Below are 21,840 nucleotides of genomic sequence, written 5' to 3' on the forward strand. Positions count from 1 at the left end.
GGCGGCTACTCTGCCGCGCCCTGCAGGCGCCGCAGCAGCGCGGGCGTCGCGTAGCCGTCCGCCGGCAGGCCGGCGGCGATCTGGTAGCGGCGCACCGCCTCGCGCAGCTTCGGCCCCGCCCGGCCGTCGAAGGGGCCGGCATAGTGGCCGTGCGCCGCGAGGCCCTGCTGCAGCGCCTTGACGCCCGCCTGGTCGAGACGGGGCGCCGTCACCGGCCAGGGGGCGGACAGGGCCGGGGCGCCCGCGATGCGGTCGGCGAGATGGCCGACCGCCAGCGCGTAGGCGTCCGAGGTGTTGTAAGCGCGGATCGCCTCGAAGTTGTCGCCGATCAGGAAGACCGGCCCGCCTGCGCCGCCGGGCAGGAACAGGCTCGCCTCGCCGGTCCGCGGGAGGGCGGTGCCGTCCGTCCGCACCACCCCGCGGGCGGCGAAATCCGGGAAGGGGCCGCGGTAGCGCGACAGGTCGAAACCCGCCGGCAGGCGCACCTCCGCGCCCCAGGGCAATCCCGGCTGCCAGCCCGCCTGCCGCAGGAAGCTGGCGATCGAGGCGAGGGCGTCGGGCACCGAGGTCCAGATGTCGCGCCGTCCGTCGCGGTCGAAATCCACCGCCGCCCGCAGGTAGGCGGAGGGCAGGAACTGCGTCTGGCCCATCGCGCCGGCCCAGGAGCCGCGCAGCGTGTCGGGACTGGCCTCCCCCCGCTCCAGGATGGTGAGCGCGGAAAGGAGTTCGTCGCGAAACAGGGTGCCGCGGTGCCCGGCTTGCGCGAGGGTCGCCAGCGCCCGGACGACCGAAGTGCCGCCGGTTCCGCCGCCGAAATCGGATTCCATGCCCCAGAAGGCCAGGAGCACGGACGCGGGCACCCCGTAGGTCGCCTCGATGGCCGCGAGCGTCTCGGCCCGGCGCGCCGCCTCGGCCCGGCCGCGGGCGATCCGCCCGGCCGAGACGGCGCCCGCGAGATAGTCCCAGACCGGCCGGCCGAACTCGCCCTGGCGGCGGATCCGCGCGAGCACGGCGGGATCGGGACCCGGCACGTCCCGGAAGGCCGCGTCGAAGGTCGCGCGCGACACGCCGCGCTCGCGCGCCAGCGGCCACAGCCCCTCGATCCAGGCCCGGAACCCGTCCGGCTGCGCGGCCGCCCCTGAGAGCGCGGCGAGCAGCAGGAGCGGCGCGAGCAGGAGCCGGCGCATCGCCTCAGCGCTGGTTGCGCGTGGCGAGCGAGCCTTCCCAGGCGAGCGCCTGCGAGACGATGGCGCGCAGGTCGTCGTGCCTGGGCGTCCAGCCGAGGCCCCGGATGCGCTCCGCCTCGGCCACGATCCGCGACGGATCGCCGGGGCGGCGCGGCGAGAGGCGCACCTCGAAATCGCGGCCCGACACCTCCTTGACCACCTGGATCACCTCCAGCACCGAATAGCCCTGGCCGTAGCCGCAGTTGAGCGTCAGGCTCTCCCCGCCGCCGCGCAGGTGGTTGAGGGCGACCAGATGGGCATCGGCGAGGTCCGAGACCTGGATGTAATCGCGCAGGCACGAGCCGTCCGGGGTCGGATAGTCGGTGCCGAACACCTCCATGTGGCTGCGGGTGCCGAGCGCGGCCTGCGTCGCCACCTTGATGAGATGCGTGGCGTTCGGGGTGGACTGGCCGGAGCGCCCGCGCGGATCGGCGCCCGCGACGTTGAAGTAGCGCAGCACCACGGTGGCGAGACCGTGCGCGCGCGCCGCATCGGCCAGCATCCACTCGGTCATCAGCTTGGAGCGGCCGTAGGGGTTGATCGGGTTCGTCGGCAGATCCTCGGGCACCGGCACCACGGCGGGCTCGCCGTAGACCGCGGCGGTGGAGGAGAAGATCACGTGCCGCACGCCCTCGCGCACCGCGGTCTCGATGAGCGCGCGCGACTTGACGGTGTTGTTGAGGTAGTAGCCGAGCGGGTCGGTGACCGAGTCCGGCACCACGATCTTGGCCGCGAAATGGGCGATGGCGTCGACCTTGTGGCGGCGGATCGTCTCGGCGACGAGGGCTTGGTCGCCCATGTCGCCCTGCACCAGGGTGACCTCCGGCGGCAGCGCCCAGGCGAAGCCGGTGGAGAGATCGTCGATCACCACCACCTCGTCCTGGCCGGCATCGAGCAGCGCCAGAACCATGTGGCTGCCGATGTACCCGGCCCCACCCGTCACCAGTACCGCCATGCCCCGCTCCCGCGCTTGTGCGCTTCGATCACTAGCCGGCCTCGCTTCGGCGTCAATGACCTGTCCCGCTGCGCCGCGCCGGGGTATGGCTGGCGCAGTGCCGGGTCATCCCGTTCCCCCACTCGTTCCACCGGATCACGCACGATGAAGCCGATTCGCAAAGCCGTCCTGCCTGTCGCGGGCCTTGGCACCCGCTTCCTCCCGGCCACCAAGGCGGTGCCCAAGGAGATGCTGACGGTCGTGGACCGGCCGGTGGTGCAGCACGTGGTCGACGAGGCCCGGGAGGCCGGCATCGAGCACTTCATCTTCGTCACCGGCCGCGGCAAGGGCGTGATCGAGGACCATTTCGACATCGCCTACGAGCTCGACCGCACGCTTCAGGAGCGCGGCAAGCAGGCGGCCTACGAGGAGCTGAAGCGCGACCTGCCGCAGGCCGGGCAGACCAGCTTCACCCGCCAGCAGGCGCCGCTCGGACTCGGCCACGCGGTGTGGTGCGCGCGCGAGATCGTCGGCGACGAGCCCTTCGCGGTGATCCTGCCCGACATGCTGAGCCGGGGCAGCATGACGCAGATGCTGGCCGCCTACGAGCGCCACGGCGGCAACATCATCGCGGTGGAGGAGGTCGCCCCCGACCAGACCCACCAGTACGGCATCGTCAGCGTCGGCGAGGAGTACGGCGACACGTTCCAGATCACCGGGATGGTCGAGAAGCCGCCGAAAGGCACCGCGCCGTCGAACTTCATCATCTCCGGCCGCTACATCCTGCAGCCCGAGGTCTTCGCGATCCTGGAGAAGGGCGAGAAGGGCGCGGGCGGCGAGATCCAGCTCACCGACGCGATGAAGCGGCTGGCCGACACGCAGTCCTTCTACGGTATGCGCTACCGCGGCAAGACCTACGACACCGGCTCGAAGCTCGGCTTCCTCGTCGCCAACCTCGCCTACGCGCTGGAGCGCGACGACCTGCGCGACGACCTGAAGCGTGAAATTGCCGAGCTGATGCGCGGGGCGTGACGGTGGCATGCGCGCTGCGCGGGGCCCCGCGTTAAATTCTACTTGCGGTTTGTGCACTGCGCCTTAAATTGTGCATTGCGAGATCGCGATGGCGTCGCGGTCTCGCTGCCCTCCTTGGGCGTTTCCTCCCTAGACTTCGGGCCGTTCCTCGCGAACGGCCTTTTTTTTGGCCGAGCGCCGGGCCGCAGCCGAGGCTTCGCTCTCGAAGCCCGCCCGGTCATCCTGCCGCCCTGATTGCCCCGTCAACTGATCCGTGGCGCTCCCGAGCCCCAGGAAGCTGATGGCGAACGGTTCCGTGACCTTCTGGATCATCATCGGCGCCGTCTGCGCGGGCTTCGGCGCCCTGCACGGGTTCCTGTTCCAGGACGGGCCGTCGGTCATCGGCATGATCTATGGCGGCTGCATCGGCGTTCTCGCGATCGCGTATGAACGCGGCGTCTGCTTCGCCGGCTACCGCGAGCGGCTGCGACGCTTGCCGACCCTGGCCTACTTCGCCGCCGCCGAGACCAGCCTGCTGGTCGTGATCCTCGCCGCAAAACTCGTGACCGGCGCGGTGATGTGGACGCTCGGCGTCAGCGAGAAGACCCTGACGGAGGCCGTGACGCCCAAATGGTCCTCCATCCCGTACGCGATGGTGGTGTCGGCGCTGATCATCGCCGCCCTGCGCGTCCGCGACCTGATCGGCGGTGAGACCTTCATCAACCTCGTTCTCGGGCGCTACCACCGCCCGGTCAGCGAGGAGCGGGTGTTCCTGTTCCTCGATCTCGTCGGCTCGACCGCCTATGCGGAGAGGCACGGCGACCTGGCCGCGCAGGACCTGCTGAAAGCGGTCTTCGCGGCGATCGCCGAGCCGGTTCGCCGGCATCGCGGGCAGGTGGACGATTACGTCGGCGACCAAGTGATCATCTCCTGGCCGCTCGCGCGAGGTGTCGAGCAGGCCCGCTGCGTCGCCTGCGTCTTCGCCATCCGCCAGACGCTCATCCGCGACCGCAGGGCGTGGATCGCGCGCTTCGGCCTCGTGCCGGAGGTGCGCGCCGCCCTGCACGGCGGCAGCGTGGTCACGGCGGAAGTCGGCGTCGACCGGCATAAGATCGCGTATTTCGGCGACGTCATTAACGCCACGGCCCGACTGGAAGGCCTGTGCCGTGAGGCTGGGCGGTCCGTGCTGATCTCGGATGCGGTGCTGTCTCGCCTGCCCGCCCTGCCCGAGGGCATCGAGGCCGAAGCGCTCGGGCCGCAACGCCTGCGGGGCCGCAGCGGAATCATGACGGTTCACGCCCTCGCCGAGAGCCGCAGACTGCAGGCGGTCGGCGAGGCCGGCGGCCGCGCGGGAGCCGATCTCGACGACGGGCTGGCGATGCCGGGCTTGGCGGCGCGCGCCGGTTAACGGCGGCAGGCCCGCGCCGCCCGCACCCGCTTGCGCCACAATCCCGACGCTTACCTCGCTGCACTCGGGCAGCAGACAAGACAGCAAACTTTTACTGTCCTGGTCTTTTGCGCGATGCAGACGGCCTTGTTCCGCCGTCCCGGTTTGATTTATCCCCGCCGGCCGCGCGGCGGATGGACGATGTGGATGGCCTGTGCTTCACCCGACACTGGTCACGGTTCCTGGGCCGCGCGCCTTGACCCTTGAACAGAGGCCTGCAACACAAGCTGTGACGGTTCCCCTCGGGGATCAAAAGGGAACGCGGTGAGGGCTTGAGGCCCGAGGCCGCGGCTGCCCCCGCAACTGTAAGCGGCGAGCCCTCCACCACCGATGTCACTGGGTGCCTCACCCGGGAAGACGGTGGCGGGCCCTGACCCGTGAGCCAGGAGACCTGCCGTCAGCCGTGGTCACACGCGAAACGCGTCGGGCGGGGTGTCCTGACGGGTGTCGAAGCGGGCCATTGCGCCCGCCCGACCTTGCTCGCGGTGACGTGCCACTGCCGTTGCCCGAGACTCATCCGTGTTCTCGCTCTCCCCCCAGATTGTTGACCCATTCCGCTCAGGCGTGACGGCCGCGCTGCTCCTGTCGACCGCCGCGGCGATGCTCGTGCCCCTGCGTGCACAGGCCCAGGAGCAGGCAGCCGCATCCGGCGGGAGCGTGATGGCCCTCGACCAGATCACCGTCGCGGGCCGGGGGTCGGGCGTGAACCTGCTGGCGCCCACCCCCTACACGGCCGCGCCGACCGGGCTCAATCTCGCCACCCCGAACCGCAGCGGCAGCCGCCTCGACCTCTCGTCGCTCGAAACACCGGCCAGCATCGAGATCATCTCCGGGCAGAAGATCCGCGAGCGCGGGCAGGAGACGGTCCAGGAGGCCATCACCCAGAACGCCACCGGCATCACCACGCTCGGTGCACCCGGCAACGGCTTTGGCTCCTACACCTCCCGCGGCTTTGCCGGCGTCAACTCGGTGATGCAACTCTACGACGGCACCCGGCTCTATGTCGGGGCCGGCACCATCACCTATCCGTTCGACACCTGGAACGTCGATCGCATCGAGGTGCTGCGCGGTCCGGCCTCCGTGCTCTACGGTGACGGTGCCATCGGCGGCATCATCAACGTGGTGCCCAAGAAGCCGACCCTCGTGCCAGTCAATGCGGCCCGCGCCGCGCTGGGCTCGGACGGCATCAAGCGCCTCGCCTTCGACTCGGGCGGTCCGATCGGCGAAAGCCTGTTCTACCGCCTCAACGTGAGCGGCAACCAAGCCGACGGCTGGCTGCGGCAGAACGGCGGGTTCTCGAACCTCGCGATCTCCGGCGCGCTGCTGTTTCAGGCCACGCCCGACCTCGCCTTCACACTGTCGCACGATTACGGCTACCAGGAGCCGCTGCGCTACTTCGGCACGCCGCTGATCGGCGGGCGCATCGATCCGGGCACCCGGTTCAACAACTATACCGTCGACGACAGCCGGATCATCTTCAGGGACAACTGGACCCAGCTCAAGACCGAGTGGACCCCCAGCGCGGACGTCACCCTCCGCAACACCGCCTATCGTCTCACCTCGAACCGCCGCTGGCGCAACGCCGAGACCTATGCCTTCGTGCCGGCAACCGGCCTGATCCGGCGCTCCGACTACGTCGAGATCTTCCACGACCAGGAGCAGATCGGCAATCGCCTCGATGCGACGGTCCAGGGCAGCCTATTCGGGTTCAGGGACGAGTTCGTGGTTGGCTTCGACGTCAACCATATCGACTTCCTGCACACCAACAATTCGCCTTACGGCGGCGTCAGCACCGTCGATCCCTACGTCTTCTTGCCCGGCAACTTCCTGCGGGTGAACGGAACCAGCCCCGGCTACGCCACGACCTCCGACCAGTACTCGCTGTTCGCGGAGGACCGGCTGATCGTCACGGATCAGCTCTCGCTCATCGCGGGCGTGCGCTACGATGCGCCGACCGTCCGCCGGGAGGATCTGCGCAATCCGGCCAACAGCTTCACCAAGGACTTCAGCGCGGTCAGCTACCGCTTCGGGGCCGTCTTCAACCCGACGCCAGACACGTCGCTCTACGCGAGCTACGCCACGGCGGTCGATCCGGTGAACTCGCTGATCACGCTGTCGCTGGCGCAGAAGGACTTCGAACTCTCGACCGGCGAGCAGGTCGAGGTCGGCTACAAGCAGGTGTTCTGGGGCGGCCGGGGTGAGTTCACGCTCGCCGGCTACCGGATCCGGAAGGACAACCTGCTCACCGTCGATCCGCAGCGCCCGACCGTGGCGATCCAGGTCGGCAGCCAGTCCTCGCACGGGGTCGAGGCCTTCGTCTCGCTCGGTCTGTGGGAGGACTGGCGCATCGAGGGCAACCTCGCCCTGCTGCACGCGCAGTACGACGACTTCCAGCAGGCCGTCGGCGGCGTCGCCGTCAACTTCGCGGGCAAGCAGCCGATCAACGTGCCGGAGCGCGTGGCCAATCTCTGGCTGTCCTGGGCCTTCGCACCGCGCTGGGAGGCCCGAGTCGGCGTGCAGTTCGTCGGTGAGACCTACAGCGACTTCGCCAACACCGTGCGGCGTCCGTCCTACGAGGTGGTGAACGCGAGCCTCGACTACCGCGTCACCGAGACCTCGCGCTTCAGCGTCCGGGTCTACAACCTGCTCGACAGGGTCTACCCGGTGACGGGCGGGTCCACCTACTGGCTGCTGGGCCGCCCTCGCTCGGTCGAGGTGGCCTACACCACCGCGTTCTGAGCCGCGATGCGCCCGCTCGTGAAGCGCCTGAGGCGGTGGCTGTATCTCGGCCACCGCTGGCTCGGGATCGCGACCTGCCTGCTGTTCGTGATCTGGTTCGTCTCCGGCGTGGTGATGATGTATGTCGGCTTCCCGAGCCTGACGGAGGCGGAGCGGCGCGCAGCTCTGCCGGGGCTCGCCTGGGAGCGTGTCACCCTCTCTCCCGAGGCAGCGCTCGGCGCGGCCGGGCAGCACCGCTTTCCGCGAGAGCTGCGCCTCTCGATGCTCGACCGGGAACCGGTCTACCGGATCGTGGCCTGGAACGGCGGCCAGCACACCATCTCGGCGGCCGATGGCCGGCCGATCGATGGCGTCGACGCGACGACGGCGCTCGCCGTCGCCGCACGGGATCCCCGGGCGGTGCAGCCCCGGGGTCTCGGCACGATCGAGCGCGACCAATGGTCGGTGACGGCGCGCTACGACCGGCTGCGGCCGTTCCACCTCGTGGCCTTGGGCGACCGGGACGGGACGCGGCTCTACGTGTCCGCGCGGACGGGCCAGATCGCCCTCGACACCTCCGCGACGGAGCGGTTCTGGAACTGGCTCGGCGCCATCCCGCACTGGATCTACCTCACGCCGCTGCGGGCGCAGGCGGCTTTGTGGCGGGACGTGGTGCTCTGGGTCTCCGGGTTCGCCGCTGTCGGGGCGCTCACCGGATTGTGGGTCGGGCTGCTGCGGGTGCGGGTGCGCCGGCGCTACGCGTCGGGGTCGATCTCTCCCTACCGCGGCTGGGCCGCATGGCATCATCTCGGCGGGCTGGTGGGCGGCCTGACGCTCGTGACCTTCATCGCCAGCGGCTGGCTGTCGATGAACCCGAATCAATGGTTCGGCCCGCGCGCGCCCACGCAGGCGATGCTGGAGCGCTACGCGGGGGTGGTCGAGCCCCGCTCCGGCCTGGATCTCGATCGCATCCGCGCCGCCGCTTGCGCCGACCCGACCGAGGTGCGCTTCAGCTGGCTGGCGGGGGAGCCGCGCGCGATCCTCACCTGCCGGGAGGGACCCCCAGTGGTCTGCTGTGCGCCGGACGGGGAGGGGGGCAGGATCGTGGAAGCGGCACGACGGCTGCTGCCGGAGGCGGCGCTCACCAGGGCGGTGCTGCTGACCGGGGAGGACGCCTACTGGTACTCGCATCACCAGCAGCGCCGCCTTCCGGTGCTGCGCGTGACGTTCGACGATCCCGACGCGACGTGGTTCCACGTCGATCCCGCCACCGGAGAGATCCTCGGGCGGGTGGATCGCTCCTCACGCGCCTACCGGTGGCTGTTCCACGCGCAGCACAGCTTCGACTTCCTGTTTCTGCTACAGCGGCGACCGGCCTGGGACGCGGTGGTCTGGCTCCTGTCGGCCGCCGGCCTGATCATCTCGGTGTCCGGGGTCGTGATCGGCTGGCGGCGGCTGCGCTGACGCCCGGCCGCGACCAAGGCCGGGAGCGGCGTCCGATCGTCACGCGATCGGACGCCGGCGCGCGCATCAGTGGCTGCCGCCGAGATAGGCCGCGCGCACCGCCGGATCGTTGCGCAGCTGGGCGGCCGGGCCCTGGAAGCGGATGCGGCCGTTCTCCAGCACGTAGGCGTGGTCGGCGACGCCGAGGGCCGCCATGGCGAACTGCTCGACGAGCAGCATCGTCACCGCCTCCTCCTTCAGCCGGCGGATGGTGCGGAAGACCTCCTCCACCAGCTTCGGCGCGAGCCCCATCGAGGGTTCGTCGAGGAGCAGGATCTCCGGACGCAGCATCAGCGCACGGCCCATCGCCAGCATCTGCTGCTCGCCGCCCGAGAGGGTGCCGGCGAGCTGCGCACGCCGCTCCTTGAGGCGCGGGAAGAGTTCGTAGACGCGCTCGCGGTCGGCCGAGACGTCGCCCTTGGGGCGCGAGCCGGTGAGCCGCGGGAAGGCGCCGAGCGTCAGGTTGTCCTCGACGGTGAGCGTCGGAAACACCCGGCGCCCCTCGGGCGAGTGGGCGAGCCCGGTGCGGGCGACCTCGTGGCTGTCGAGACCGGCGATCTCGCGGCCGTTGAGGCGGATCGAGCCGGCCTTCGGCTTGATCATCCCCGAGAGCGCCCGCATCGTCGTGGTTTTGCCGGCGCCGTTCGAGCCGATCAGGGTGACGACCTGCCCCTTCGGCACCGCGAAGGTGAGGCCGTGCAGCACCTCGACCTGGCCGTAGCCGGCGGCCAATCCGGTGACGTCGAGCATCGGGCTACTCCGCGGCGTCGGCAACCGGGCTGCCGAGATAGGCTTCGATGACCTTGGGGTCGGCCTGGACCTCGCGGGCGCTGCCCTCCGCGATCTTGTGGCCGAAATCGAGCACGCTGACGCGATCGCACAGCCCCATCACCACGTCCATGTGGTGCTCGATCAGGATGACGGTGATGCCCGCATCCCGGATCTTGCGGATGATGGTGATGAGCTCCGCGATGTCGGGGGCGGTGAGGCCCGCCGCCGGCTCGTCGAGGAGCAGGAGCACCGGGTCGAGCGCGAGCGCGCGGCCGATCTCCAGCAGGCGCTGCTTGCCGTAGGGCAGGTTGCGCGCCTCGACCTGCGCGAGGCTGCCGAGGCCCACGAAGTCGAGGATCGCCATGGCGCGGGCGCGGGCCTCGCGCTCCTCGCGCCGCCGCCGCGGCGTGCCGAGGATCGCGTCGAAGATCGTGCCGTGGAAGGCGTGGTGGAGCCCGACGAGCACGTTCTCCAGCGCGGTCATCTCCCGGAAGAGCTGCACGTTCTGGAAGGTGCGGGCCACGCCCGAGAGCGCGATGTCGGAGGGGGTGAGGCCATCGAGGCGCTTGCCGGAGCCTGCCCCCGCCGCGAGCGTCACGCCGCCGTCGGTGGGTTTGTAGATGCCCGTGAGTACGTTCATCATCGTGCTCTTGCCCGAGCCGTTCGGCCCGATCAGGCCGTGGATCGTGCCCGGGCGCACGTCGAGGTTCACGCCCGCCAGCGCCTTGAGGCCGCCGAACTGCATCACCGCGCCCTCGACCTTGAGGAGCGGATCGGCGCCCGCGCGCCCGCCCTGCTGGATCAGCGCCTCGCCCGAGGAGGACAGCGCCGTGCCCTCGCCCGTATGAGCCGGGCGCAGGAAGGGCAGCTTCTCGCGGATGTAACCGACGATGCCCTCCGGCAGGTAGTAGACCACGAACAGGATCATCAGCCCGAAGACGGTGAGACGGAAATCCGTCACCGACTGCATGGCCAGCGTCGCCGGGAAGAAGGCGATGCAGAGCAGCGCCGGGATCAGGATGGCGGTGCGGTTCTCCTGCCGGCGCAGGAAGGCCGCCGCCAGGATCACCAGCGCCACCGCCGCGATGATTCCCGCCATGATGCGCACGAGCGCGATGTCGGCCAGGATGTTCGGCATCATCACGATGATGGCCGCCCCGATCAGCGGGCCGGCGCGCGACTTGCGCCCGCCCATCGTGACGGCGAGCAGGAACAGCACCGTGAGTTCGAAGCCGTAGGAGTTCGGGGCGACGTAGCGCTCCGACCACGCGAACAGCGCACCCGCGAGGCCCGCGAGGGCAGCCGAGACCACGAAGGCGTAGACCTTGTAGCGGTAGACGCTGACGCCCATGCAGTCGCAGGCGATGGGCGAGTCGCGCAGCGCCTCGAAGGCGCGCCCGAACGGCGAGCGCACGATCCGGTTCACCACCACGATGGTGAGCAGCAGGCAGAGGCAGACGAGATAGTAGAATTCGAGCTTGCGCCCCGCCGCGCCCCAGGGGGCCTGCATGCCGAGGAGGGAGAAGTCGATGACCCGGGCCGGCGGCAGGGTGATGCCGAGCGGGCCGTTCGTCAGCGGCGTCATCTCGTTGATGAAGATCTGGATGATCGTGCCGAAGGCGAGCGTCACCATCGCGAGGTACGGGCCGCTCACCCGCAGCGCCGGGATGGCGAGGAGCAGGCCGAAGCCCGCCGTGACGCCGATGCCGGCCAGGATGCCCCACCACAGGCCGAGCTTGAAATGCAGGAACAGCACCGCCGCCGAGTAGGCGCCGACCCCGAACAGGCCCGCATGCCCGAGGCTCACCTGGCCCGTATAGCCGACCACGATGTCGAGGCCGAGGATCAGGATCGCGTAGATCGCGATCACCATCAGGAGGTGGACGTAGTACTGGCTCGTGACGACGAGGGGGAACGCCGCCAGGAACAGGACCAGGAGGGCCGCGCCGATCAGGCCGGTGAAGCGACCGAGCCCGGCCGCCGCCGGGGCGGCGGGCGGGACGGTCTCGCGGGCGAGCGCTTGGGCGGACTGCGCCATGATGAGGAAACCCTGAGGCAGAGTGGAGCGGGACGAGGGCGCGTGGCCCCCATCAGACCTTCTTGATCACGGCCTTGCCGAACAGGCCCACCGGCCTGACCGCGAGAACGAGGAGGAGCAGGATCAGCCCCGGCACGTCCTTGTAGCCGGTCGAGATGTAGAAGCCGGTCAGCGTCTCGACGATGCCGAGGATCAGGCCGCCCACGATGACGCCGAGGCCCGATTCGAGGCCGCCGATGATCGCCACCGCGAAGGCCTTCAGCGCCAGCACGGCGCCCATCGTGGCGCCCGTGAGCGTCACGGGGGCGACCAGCACGCCCGCGAAGGCCGCCGTCATGGCGCTGATCGAGTAGGACAGGGTGATGACCTTGCGGGTGTTGATGCCCATCAGGCCGGCCGCGTCGATGTCGTTCGAGGTGGCGACCACCGCTTTGCCCCAGATCGACTTGCGGTTGAAGAGCTCGACCGCGAGCATCATCAGGAGCGCGCCGGCGACGATCAAGAGCTCCATCGGCAGCACGCGGATGCCCTCGAAGCTCAGGGCGGTCTCGGGCAGCGGCGAGGGGAACTTGAGGTCGTCACGGCCCCAGATGTTCTCGGCGACGTTGCGGAAGATGATGCCGAGCGCGATGGTGGCCATGATCCACCCGTACTCGGACTTGATCTTCACTGCCGGGCGCACGCCGAGCCGCTCGACCACCGCGCCGAGGGCGAAGCCGAAGATCAGCACCAGCGGCAGCATCAGCCAGTAGCCGGTGAAGGGCACCAGCGTGAGGCCGAACAGCGCGCCGAGCGCCAGCGCCTCGCCCTGTCCGAAATTCAGGGTCTTCGAGGTGGCGAAGGTGAGCTGGTAGCCGAACGCGATGGCGGCATAGATCATGCCGACCGCGACGCCGCTCGCCACGAGTTGCAGGAAGATGGTCATCGAGGGGACCCAGGGGGCGGCCGTGGATGGGACAAGGCCCGCGCGGGGGCCGCGCGGGCTTCGGGCTCAGGCAGGGAACCCGGGCCGCGGGCCCGGGCGCGAGGCGTCAGTTCGACGCCTTCTCCTTCACGCGGATGACGCCGGCATTCTTGGCGTCCTCTTCCTTGGCGTAGACGATCCGGCCGTCCTGCACCTTGCCGAACACCACCATGTTGCGGGTGATGGCGTTGTGGTCGGTCTTGGTGAAGGGCTTGTCGTAGGTCGTCACCACGCCTTCGACCTTCTCCTTGAGGTCTTCGAGCGCCGCGCGGATCTTCGGCCCGCTGGTGCTGCCGGCCTGCTGGATCGCCGCCGCCAGGAGGTAGACCGAGTCGTAGCCCTGCGCGCCGGCCACCGGGGTCGGGATCTTGTTGACCTTGAAGGTCGAGTAGTAGCCTTCGAGGAACGCCTTGCGCCGGGGCAGGGTCTGGTCCTCGATGAAGGTCTGGGGCATCGTCACGCCGTTGCCGTTGGCGCCCGCGATATCGATGAAGCTCTGCATCGAGGCCGGCCACGAGGTGATCATCGGCACCTTCCAGCCGAGCTTGGCCATGCCGTTGGCGATCTGTCCGAGTTCCGGCCCGATGCCGTAGGCCAGGATCACGTCCGCACCCGCCGCCTGCGACTTCAACAGCTGGGCCGTCATGTCGACGTCCTTGATGTTGAACTTCTCGACCGCGACCGGGGTCACGCCCTTGGCCTTGAGGTACTTCTCGAGGTCCTCACGGCCGAGCTGGCCGTAATTGGTCGAATCCGCCAGGATGGCGATCTTCTTGAAGCCGCGGGCGATCGCCTCGTCGGCCATCATCCCGGCCTGCAGCACGTCGTAGGCCGAGGTGCGGAAGACGTAGTTGGCGTCGTAGTCCGGCGGATTGAACTGATTGGTGATGATCGTGCCGGTGGCCACGTTGTTGATCACCGGGATCTCGGCTTCCTGGTAGAAGCGCTGGGCGGCAAGCGCCACGCCGGTGTTGATGAAGCCGAGGGTCGCGACGACCTTCTCCTTGTTGATCAGCTCCTGCGCGACCTGGGCGCCGACCTCGTTCTTCGCCTCGTCGTCACGCTCGACGATCTGGAGCTGACGGCCCAGAACGCCGCCCTTCTTGTTGATCTCCGCCACCGCGAGGCGCACGCCGTCGCGCATCGACACGCCCATCGAGGACGAACCGCCGGTGAACGGGCCGGACACGCCGATCTTGATCGGGTCGGCCGCCTGGGCGCTGCCGGCGAGCGCGGTCGCACAGACGAGCGCCGCCGCAAGGGCGGTGAAGGGCAATCGCATCGGTGTCTCCTCCGAGATCGTTTCTTCTGCCGACCCGCATGGATCGGCCTAGGAGCGGCGGATGAAACCCAAGCCGCCCGCCCTTGTCGAGCGCGTCTTTAGATCTAGAGGGATGGGGATGACAAGCGCCTCGGCGCCCGGTCGCCGCCGGGAGGTGCTTTGGGAAGTTCGGCGGTGCCGCCGCTTCTACGCTGGGGAAGCCGCGAACCGGTCGCTTCGTCTGACGGTTCTTACGCCTGAGCGCCCGCGCCTGATGCGCGCGACCAGCACGAGCCCTCCGCGGGCCCCGTCCGGAGCCTGACTCCCAACGGGTCCGTCGGGAGTGCCCGGAGAGGCCAGCGGCGTCGCCGCCGGCGACCCGGCTACTTCGCCTCGTCCTTGCCCGGGACCGGGGTGATGCCGCCGATGACGCGCACCGGACGGTTGCCGTCGGGGGGCGACTTCCAGCCCGCATCCACCGGCTTGGCGGCCGGGGGCGGGCTCGCGGCCGCGACGGCCTCGGCAGGCTTCGGCGCGGGGTTGGGCTCCGGCGCCGGGGCGGCGGGCTTCGGCTCGATCAGGGCGGCCGGGCTCTCGACGGGCTTGGCCGGCTTGGCGACCTTGCGCGGCGTCTCCGGACGGCGGGCGCCGCGCGCCTCGGGGCTGTCCGGGTTCAGGCCGAGCGGATTGGCGCCCTGCCCAGACGGGGCCGCGGGCGCGGAGGGAGGCGCGGGAGCGACGCGCGACACGTCCGGCCGGTCGGACGGCAGCAGACCCGGCCGGGTCGCGACGCGCCGCTCCTCCATGGGCACCTCGCGGCCGTAGGTCATGTCGCCCCGATAGGGCGAGCGCAGCGCGGGGTCCCGGATCGGCTCGGAGGCGGGCGGCACGCGCACATCCGCCTCGGTCCAGCCGTAGCCGGGACGGCGGCCGCCTGGGATCACCCCCGGGGGCAAGAGCGGCGCCTCGATGCGCTCGCGGTCGAGCAGCCGGCCGCTGCGGGCATCCACCACCAGCCGCACCCGGTTGCCCCAGGGGCTGTCGGCGTCGAGCGTGTAGACCTCGCCGTCGAAACGGGGATGCGAGAAGGCCCGGTAGCCGTCGCGGCTGAGGCGCCCGAGCACGGCGCGCGGCGCGAGCACGGCGTCGACCTCCTCGACCCCGTAGAACCCCTGCGCGCGGACCGAAGTCGCGGCGCCGAGGGCGTTCAGGAGACCCGTGAAGGCGAGCGCGGCCGCGAGGGCCGCGCTCCGAGTAGACCGCAGAGCGATCATGTCCCGCATTCCCTTGGTTTCGGGGTCGACGGGTTATCCCCGCATTCCCCTTGTGCTCGGACGGGCGAGTTAGACCCGCGGAATGGGGCGGGAATGCGGGGATCTGCGACGGGTGCCGCTTTCGGGAGGCCTCGTCGGTTCGGCTGATGCGGGTTCCGGACGCGACCGTCGCGCGCTACGGACTGCCGCAGGACCGCACGCCCCTGCGGCGCGCGCCAGAGCGAGATTCAGGCGCTGTCCCGGGCCAGCGCCAGGAGGGCGTCCACCTCCGCCTCGGGCGTCGAGAACGCGGTGATCAGGCGCACCAGCACCTCGTCCTCCCCCACGCTCTCCCCGGGGGCCAGGCTCTCCGTGGGCCAGTCGTAAAAGACGGCGCCCCCCGCCCGCAGCCCGCGCGCGAGGCGCACGGGCAGGATCGGGAACACCTCGTTCGCCTCCACGGGCCAGGCGAGCCGCACCCCGGCGACCGCCCGCAGGCCGCGGGCGAGGCGGTCCGCCAGGCGGTTGGCGTGGCTGGCGTTGGCGAGCCAGTGATCGTCCGCCAGGTAGGCGTGGAGCTGGGCGGCGAGGAGCCGTCCCTTCGACAGCAGGTGCCCGGCGCGTTTGCGGCGATAGGCGATCGAATCCGCGAGGTCCGGCCGGAAGACCACGATCGCCTCGGCGGCGAGCGCCCCGTTCTTGCTCGCCCCGAAGGACAGGACGTCGACGCCCGCCCGCCACGTGATCTCGGCCGGGCGGCAGCCGAGCCTCGCGACGGCGTTGGCGAGGCGTGCCCCATCCATGTGCACCGTCAGGCCGTGCCGGCGGGCGATGCCGGACAGGCGCGCCACCGCCTCCGGCGCGTAGACGAGGCCGGCCTCGCTGGCCTGCGACAGCGAGAGGGCGTGGGCCGGCATCCGGTGCACCGAGCGGGGCAGGCGCGCGAGTGCGGCTTCGAGCGCCCCGGGGTCGATCCGAGCGCCCGTGCCGGGCAGGTGGGCGAGCTTGGCGCCGTGGGTGAAGAATTCCGGCGCGCCGCACTCGTCGGTGGTGACATGCGCCTGCGCGTGACAGAGGCAGAGCCCGTAGGGCGGCACCATCGCGGCGAGGGCGAGCGCATTGGCCGCCGTGCCGGTGGCGACGGGATACACCGCGAGTTCGGGATGCTCGAACACCTCGCGGAAACGGGCCGTGAGGCTCGCCGTCAGCGGATCCTCGCCGTAGGCGGGCATCGCGCCCGCATTCGCCTGCACCAGCGCATCGAGGATGGGGGCGCTCGCGCCGGTCACGTTGTCGCTCGCGAAGTTCATGCACTCTCCCTCTCGGGCCGTGGCGTCGGATCGTCGTCATGGCAGGTCCGGTCAGGTCATGGCAGGCCGGTGCGGTCACGACCCGGCGGCGGAATCATGGCGGCCATGCGTGAGGAGGCGAATGCTGCGCCGGGCCGCGCCGCCGTGGTCGTTCGTTGCGGCGCCGCGCCGCAATGCGCAAGAAAAGCACAATCCGCGGGCCGCTCGGCTCTTGCTGGAGCGATTGAAATCTGGCAGCTTCCAGACTTAGGACAGCAGGGCTGTCCCATTTTCCGGATCCCCGCATCCGGATCGCGAAGGGCGCTGGCTTGTGGCTTGCACGACGGCCAAACGAGATACGACATGCATCGCCGGCAAGGCGATGCGGGTGCGCGCCGGCTGACAAGGCCGCCGGGTGCCCGCGAGGTGCGGGCGCTCCCTGACGCGAGACGCGACCGGACCTCCAGACAAGAGACGAGACGGCAGACCCGCCCGGGTCCGGCCGTACCTGCCCGCCTCCCGGCCCCGCCGGGCTTCGGCGGATCACCGGACCAGCGGCACGCCCGGACGGGCGGAGGCGTTGCCATCGAGCGCGCGTCTGCGGGCACAAGCCCGAAGCGGGCGCAAGCCCGCCTGCGGGCCTGAAGGAGACATGAGACGATGAGCGGCCTGGACAAGACCCAGCACTCGCCCCGCGGCCAGGCAGCGCCGGCCCTCGTCGTGCGCGACCCGGCGCTGCCGGCGGCGCAGGGCCTGTACGACCCGGCCCGCGAGAAGGACGCCTGCGGCGTCGGTTTCGTCGCCGACATGCACAACCGCCGCAGCCACGCCATCGTACAGCAGGGCCTGCAGATCCTGAAGAACCTCGACCACCGCGGGGCGGTGGGCGCCGATCCCAAGATGGGCGACGGCTGCGGCATCCTCGTGCAGATCCCGCACGAGTTCTTCGCCGCGGAAGCCGCGCGGCTCGGCATCGACCTGCCGGAGGCCGGCCAGTACGGCGTCGGCCAGCTCTACATGCCGCGCGACGAGGCGGGCTTCGAACAGGTCGTCGGCATCGTCGAGAAGGTAATCGGCGACGAGGGCCTGACGCTGCTCGGCTGGCGCGACGTCCCGGTGGACGGCAGCGACCTCGGCGAGAGCGTGCGGGCGAGCGAGCCGCGCCACCGGCAGGTCTTCATCGGCCGGCCCGCGTCGAGCCCCGATCAGGACAGCTTCGACCGCAGGCTCTATCTCTGCCGCAAGGTCATCTCGAACTCGGCCTACGACCTGAAGGATCCCAAGCTCAAGGAGTTCTACCCGGTCTCGCTGTCCTCGCGCACCATCGTCTACAAGGGCATGGTGCTGGTGCATCAGCTCGGCGAGTACTACCTCGACCTGAAGGACGAGCGCTTCGCCTCGGCCCTCGCCCTGGTGCACCAGCGCTTCGCCACCAACACCTTCCCGACCTGGCGCCTGTCGCACCCCTACCGGATGGTGGCGCATAACGGCGAGATCAACACGCTGCGCGGCAACGTCAACTGGATGGCGGCGCGCCAGGCGAGCGTCGATTCGGAGCTGTTCGGCAACGACATCTCGAAGCTCTGGCCGATCTCCTACGAGGGCCAGTCCGACACCGCCTGCTTCGACAACGCCCTCGAGTTCCTCGTGCAGGGCGGCTACCCGCTCGCGCACGCGATGATGATGCTGATCCCCGAGGCCTGGGCCGGCAACCCGCTGATGAGCGAGGAGCGGCGCGCCTTCTACGAGTACCACGCCGCCCTGATGGAGCCGTGGGACGGGCCCGCCGCGGTTGCCTTCACGGACGGCCGCCAGATCGGCGCGACCCTGGACCGCAACGGCCTGCGGCCGGCGCGCTACGTCGTGACCCGCGACGGCCTCGTGGTGCTCGCCTCCGAGATGGGCGTGCTGCCGATCCGCGACGAGGACATCGTCGAATCCTGGCGCCTGCAGCCGGGCCGGATGCTGCTCATCGACCTCGAGAAGGGCCGGATCGTCTCCGACGAGGAGATCAAGAGCGAACTCGCCGCCGCCAACCCCTACAAGGATTGGCTGAAGCGGACCCAGATCGTGCTGGAGGACCTGCGCCCGGTGCAGCCGCGCGAATCGCGCACCGACGTCTCGCTCCTCGATCGCCAGCAGGCCTTCGGCTACACGCAGGAGGACCTGAAGCTCCTGATGCAGCCGATGGCCGTCACCGGCCAGGAGGCGGTGGGCTCGATGGGCTCGGACACGCCGCTCTCGGCGCTCTCCGACAAGCCCAAGCTCCTCTACACCTACTTCAAGCAGAACTTCGCGCAGGTGACGAACCCGCCGATCGATCCGATCCGCGAGGAGGCCGTGATGAGCCTCGTCTCGTTCATCGGGCCGCGGCCGAACATCCTCGACCTCGAGGGCACCTCGCGCAAGAAGCGCCTGGAGGTGCGCCAGCCGATCCTGACCAACGCGGACCTCGAGAAGATCCGCTGCATCGGGCACTTCGAGGATCGCTTCGACACCAAGACCCTCGACATCACCTATCCGTCCGAACTCGGCGCCGCCGGCATGGACGGGGCGGTGGACCGGCTCTGCGACCGCGCCGAGGCGGCGGTGCGCGGCGGCTACAACATCATCGTGCTCTCCGACCGCGCGGTCGGGCCGGACCGGGTGCCGATCCCGGCGCTGCTGGCCACCGCCTCCGTGCACAACTACCTGATCCGCAAGGGCCTGCGCACGTCGGTCGGCCTCGTGATCGAATCGGGCGAGCCGCGCGAGGTGCATCACTTCGCGTGTCTGGCCGGATACGGCGCCGAGGCGATCAACCCCTACCTCGCCTTCGAGACCCTGCTCGCCATGAAGGACGAGCTGCCGCCGGACGTCTCCGAGGACGAGATCGTCACCCGCTACATCAAGTCGATCGACAAGGGGCTGCTCAAGGTGATGTCCAAGATGGGCATCTCCACCTACCAGTCCTATTGCGGCGCGCAGATCTTCGACGCGGTCGGCCTCAACTCGTCCTTCGTCGAGCGCGACTTCTTCGGTACGGCGACGACGATCGAGGGCATCGGCATGGCCGAAGTGGCGGAGGAGACGATCCGCCGCCATCAGGACGCCTTCGGCGACGCGCCGGTGTACCGCAGCGCCCTCGATGTCGGCGGCGAATACGCCTACCGCCTGCGCGGCGAGGCCCATACCTGGACGCCCGACACGGTGGCGACGCTCCAGCACGCGGTGCGCCTGAAGCTGCCCGAGCGCTACCGCGAGTTCGCGCGCCTCGTGAACGAGCAGGAGAACCACCTCAAGACCATCCGGGGCCTGTTCCGGATCAAGAGCGCGGCCGAGATCGGCCGCGCGCCGGTGGACATCGATGCCGTCGAGCCGGCCGCCGAGATCGTCAGGCGCTTCGCCACGGGCGCGATGTCGTACGGCTCGATCTCGAAGGAGGCGCACGAGACGCTGGCGATCGCCCTCAACTCCTTCGGCGGGCGCTCGAACTCGGGGGAGGGCGGCGAGGAGCGCGAGCGCTACCGCCCGCTGCCGGACGGCCGCTCGCGCCGCTCGGCGATCAAGCAGGTGGCCTCCGGCCGCTTCGGCGTGACCACCGAGTACCTCGTCAACGCCGACATGATGCAGATCAAGGTGGCGCAGGGCGCCAAGCCCGGCGAGGGCGGCCAGCTGCCCGGCCACAAGGTCGACGCCAAGATCGCGAAGGTGCGGCACTCGACGCCCGGCGTCGGCCTGATCTCGCCGCCGCCCCACCACGACATCTACTCGATCGAGGATCTGGCCCAGCTGATCTTCGACCTCAAGAACGTGAACCCGGCCGCCGAGGTCTCGGTGAAGCTCGTCTCGGAGGTCGGCGTCGGCACGGTGGCGGCCGGCGTCGCCAAGGCGCGCGCCGACCACATCACGATCTCGGGCTACGACGGCGGCACCGGGGCGGCGCCGCTCACCTCGATCAAGCACGCGGGCGGTCCCTGGGAGACGGGTCTCGCCGAGACGCAGCAGACCCTCGTCCTCAACCACCTGCGCGGCCGCGTAGCCCTGCAGGCGGATGGCGGCATCCGCACGGGCCGGGACGTGCTGATCGCCGCCCTGCTCGGGGCCGACCAGTTCGGCTTCTCGACCGCGCCGCTCATCGCGGCGGGCTGCATCATGATGCGCAAGTGCCACCTCAACACCTGCCCGGTCGGCGTCGCCACCCAGGACCCGGTGCTGCGCAAGCGCTTCAAGGGCACGCCCGAGCACGTCATCAACTACTTCTTCTTCGTGGCCGAGGAGGTCCGCGAGCTGATGGCCGAGATGGGCGTGACGCGGATCGACGACCTGATCGGGCGCTCGGACTACCTCGACAAGCTCGCGGCCATCTCGCACTGGAAGGCCAAGGGCCTCGACTTCACCAAGCTGTTCCACAAGCCCGAGGTGCCCGCGCACGTCGCGATCCGCCACGTGGAGACGCAGCAGCACCCGATCGACACCGTCCTCGACCGCCGCCTGATCGCGGCACTCAAGGACGCCATCGCCTCGGGCGAACCGGCCAGCGTCTCGGACGTGATCCGCAACTCCGACCGGGCCGCGGGCGCGATGCTGTCGGGCGAGGTCGCCAAGGCGCACGGGCACGAGGGTCTTCCCGACGACACGCTCACGGTGCACCTCACCGGCACCGCCGGCCAGAGCTTCGGCGCGTGGCTCGCCGCGGGCGTGACGCTCATCCTCGAAGGCCACGGCAACGACTACGTCGGCAAGGGCCTGTCGGGCGGCAAGCTGATCCTGCGGCCCTCCGAGGCCCTGGGCTCGCCGGCCGAGCGCACCATCATGGTGGGCAACACCGTGCTGTACGGCGCGATCGCGGGCGAGGCCTACATCCGGGGCGCCGCGGGCGAGCGCTTCGCGGTGCGCAATTCCGGCGCCATCGCGGTGGTCGAGGGCATGGGCGACCACGGCTGCGAGTACATGACCGGGGGCGTCGTGGTGTCGATTGGCGAGACCGGGCGCAACTTCGCGGCCGGCATGTCGGGCGGCATCGCCTACGTGCTCGACGAGGACGGCACGTTCGCCAAGCGCTGCAACCTGTCGATGGTCGATCTCGAACCCGTCGAGGAGGAGGATGAGTTCATGCGCCGCTTCCACCAGGACGGCGACCTGGAAACCAAGGGGCGCATCGACATCCTGGCCAACATGTCGGGGCACGACGAGGAGCGCCTCGTCGGCCTGATCAACAACCACCTCAAGTACACCGGCTCGGTGCGCGCCAAGGCGATCATCGACAACTGGGACATCTACCGCACCAAGTTCGTGAAGGTGATGCCGGTCGAGTACCGGCGGGCCCTGCGCGAGATGGAGCGGGCCAGGATGCCGGTGGCGGCGGAGTAGGCTCCGACAAGGGCCGGTGCCCGGATTCCCTCCCTCGCACGGAAGGGGGAATCCGCGGCTTTCCATGGAGCGG

General features: G+C 70.2%; 14 protein-coding genes and 1 riboswitch. Of the genes, 5 read left to right on the forward strand and 9 right to left on the reverse strand.

Translation table 11 applies throughout. From position 1 onward, the window contains the following. Positions 1–5: 5 nt before the first annotated feature. Both MFF61_RS11205 and galE read right to left on the reverse strand, forming a co-directional pair. A complete protein-coding gene (locus tag MFF61_RS11205; protein ID WP_238235204.1) occupies positions 6–1,187 on the reverse strand; it encodes a lytic murein transglycosylase in 1,182 nt (393 codons plus the stop codon). Between the two features lie 4 nt (positions 1,188–1,191). Beyond that, positions 1,192–2,181 (reverse strand): UDP-glucose 4-epimerase GalE, encoded by a 990-nt coding sequence (gene galE, locus MFF61_RS11210; RefSeq protein WP_238235205.1) that lies wholly within the window; start codon positions 2,179–2,181, stop codon positions 1,192–1,194. Positions 2,182–2,325: 144 nt separating this feature from the next. On the opposite strand from galE, the gene MFF61_RS11215 reads away from it, so the two are divergent. Next, positions 2,326–3,192: a UTP--glucose-1-phosphate uridylyltransferase gene (locus tag MFF61_RS11215; protein ID WP_238235206.1), complete on the forward strand. Its 867-nt coding sequence runs from the start codon at positions 2,326–2,328 to the stop codon at positions 3,190–3,192. 129 nt (positions 3,193–3,321) lie between these two features. On the opposite strand, the gene MFF61_RS11220 is transcribed toward MFF61_RS11215, so the two are convergent. Continuing rightward, a complete protein-coding gene (locus MFF61_RS11220) occupies positions 3,322–3,507 on the reverse strand; it encodes a hypothetical protein (protein ID WP_238235207.1) in 186 nt (61 codons plus the stop codon). Here MFF61_RS11220 and MFF61_RS11225 point away from each other — a divergent pair. The 3 genes from MFF61_RS11225 to MFF61_RS11235 all read left to right on the forward strand — a co-directional run bounded on the left by MFF61_RS11225 (position 3,488) and on the right by MFF61_RS11235 (position 8,800). Further along, a complete protein-coding gene (locus tag MFF61_RS11225; protein ID WP_238235208.1) occupies positions 3,488–4,579 on the forward strand; it encodes an adenylate/guanylate cyclase domain-containing protein in 1,092 nt (363 codons plus the stop codon). The genes MFF61_RS11220 and MFF61_RS11225 overlap by 20 nt on opposite strands. A gap of 255 nt (positions 4,580–4,834) precedes the next feature. Then, a riboswitch (cobalamin riboswitch) is annotated at positions 4,835–5,031 on the forward strand. Positions 5,032–5,218: 187 nt separating this feature from the next. Further along, positions 5,219–7,357: a TonB-dependent receptor gene (locus MFF61_RS11230; RefSeq protein WP_238235271.1), complete on the forward strand. Its 2,139-nt coding sequence runs from the start codon at positions 5,219–5,221 to the stop codon at positions 7,355–7,357. Positions 7,358–7,363: 6 nt separating this feature from the next. After that, a complete protein-coding gene (locus MFF61_RS11235; protein WP_238235209.1) occupies positions 7,364–8,800 on the forward strand; it encodes a PepSY domain-containing protein in 1,437 nt (478 codons plus the stop codon). 66 nt (positions 8,801–8,866) lie between these two features. Here MFF61_RS11235 and MFF61_RS11240 read toward each other — a convergent pair whose 3' ends face one another. The 6 genes from MFF61_RS11240 to MFF61_RS11265 form a co-directional block, all read right to left on the reverse strand. Next, positions 8,867–9,589, reverse strand: coding sequence for an ABC transporter ATP-binding protein (locus MFF61_RS11240; protein WP_238235210.1), 723 nt, complete (start codon positions 9,587–9,589; stop codon positions 8,867–8,869). A gap of 4 nt (positions 9,590–9,593) precedes the next feature. Then, positions 9,594–11,648, reverse strand: coding sequence for a branched-chain amino acid ABC transporter ATP-binding protein/permease (locus tag MFF61_RS11245; protein WP_238235211.1), 2,055 nt, complete (start codon positions 11,646–11,648; stop codon positions 9,594–9,596). A 52-nt stretch (positions 11,649–11,700) separates the two neighbouring features. Next, the gene (locus tag MFF61_RS11250) at positions 11,701–12,573 is read right to left on the reverse strand and encodes a branched-chain amino acid ABC transporter permease (RefSeq protein WP_238235212.1); all 873 of its coding nucleotides are present in this window, start codon (positions 12,571–12,573) and stop codon (positions 11,701–11,703) included. A 106-nt stretch (positions 12,574–12,679) separates the two neighbouring features. Further along, positions 12,680–13,894 (reverse strand): ABC transporter substrate-binding protein, encoded by a 1,215-nt coding sequence (locus tag MFF61_RS11255; RefSeq protein WP_238235213.1) that lies wholly within the window; start codon positions 13,892–13,894, stop codon positions 12,680–12,682. Positions 13,895–14,256: 362 nt separating this feature from the next. Then, a complete protein-coding gene (locus MFF61_RS11260; protein WP_238235214.1) occupies positions 14,257–15,147 on the reverse strand; it encodes a hypothetical protein in 891 nt (296 codons plus the stop codon). Positions 15,148–15,374: 227 nt separating this feature from the next. Further along, entirely contained in the window at positions 15,375–16,436 is a 1,062-nt protein-coding gene (locus MFF61_RS11265; RefSeq protein WP_238235215.1) for a threonine aldolase family protein, read from the reverse strand. Between the two features lie 639 nt (positions 16,437–17,075). On the opposite strand from MFF61_RS11265, the gene gltB reads away from it, so the two are divergent. Then, the gene (gltB, locus tag MFF61_RS11270) at positions 17,076–21,767 is read left to right on the forward strand and encodes a glutamate synthase large subunit (protein ID WP_238235216.1); all 4,692 of its coding nucleotides are present in this window, start codon (positions 17,076–17,078) and stop codon (positions 21,765–21,767) included. The last annotated feature ends 73 nt before the right edge of the window (positions 21,768–21,840 follow it).

The sequence above is a fragment of the Methylobacterium isbiliense genome, from assembly GCF_022179325.1.
Taxonomy (GTDB): domain Bacteria; phylum Pseudomonadota; class Alphaproteobacteria; order Rhizobiales; family Beijerinckiaceae; genus Methylobacterium; species Methylobacterium isbiliense.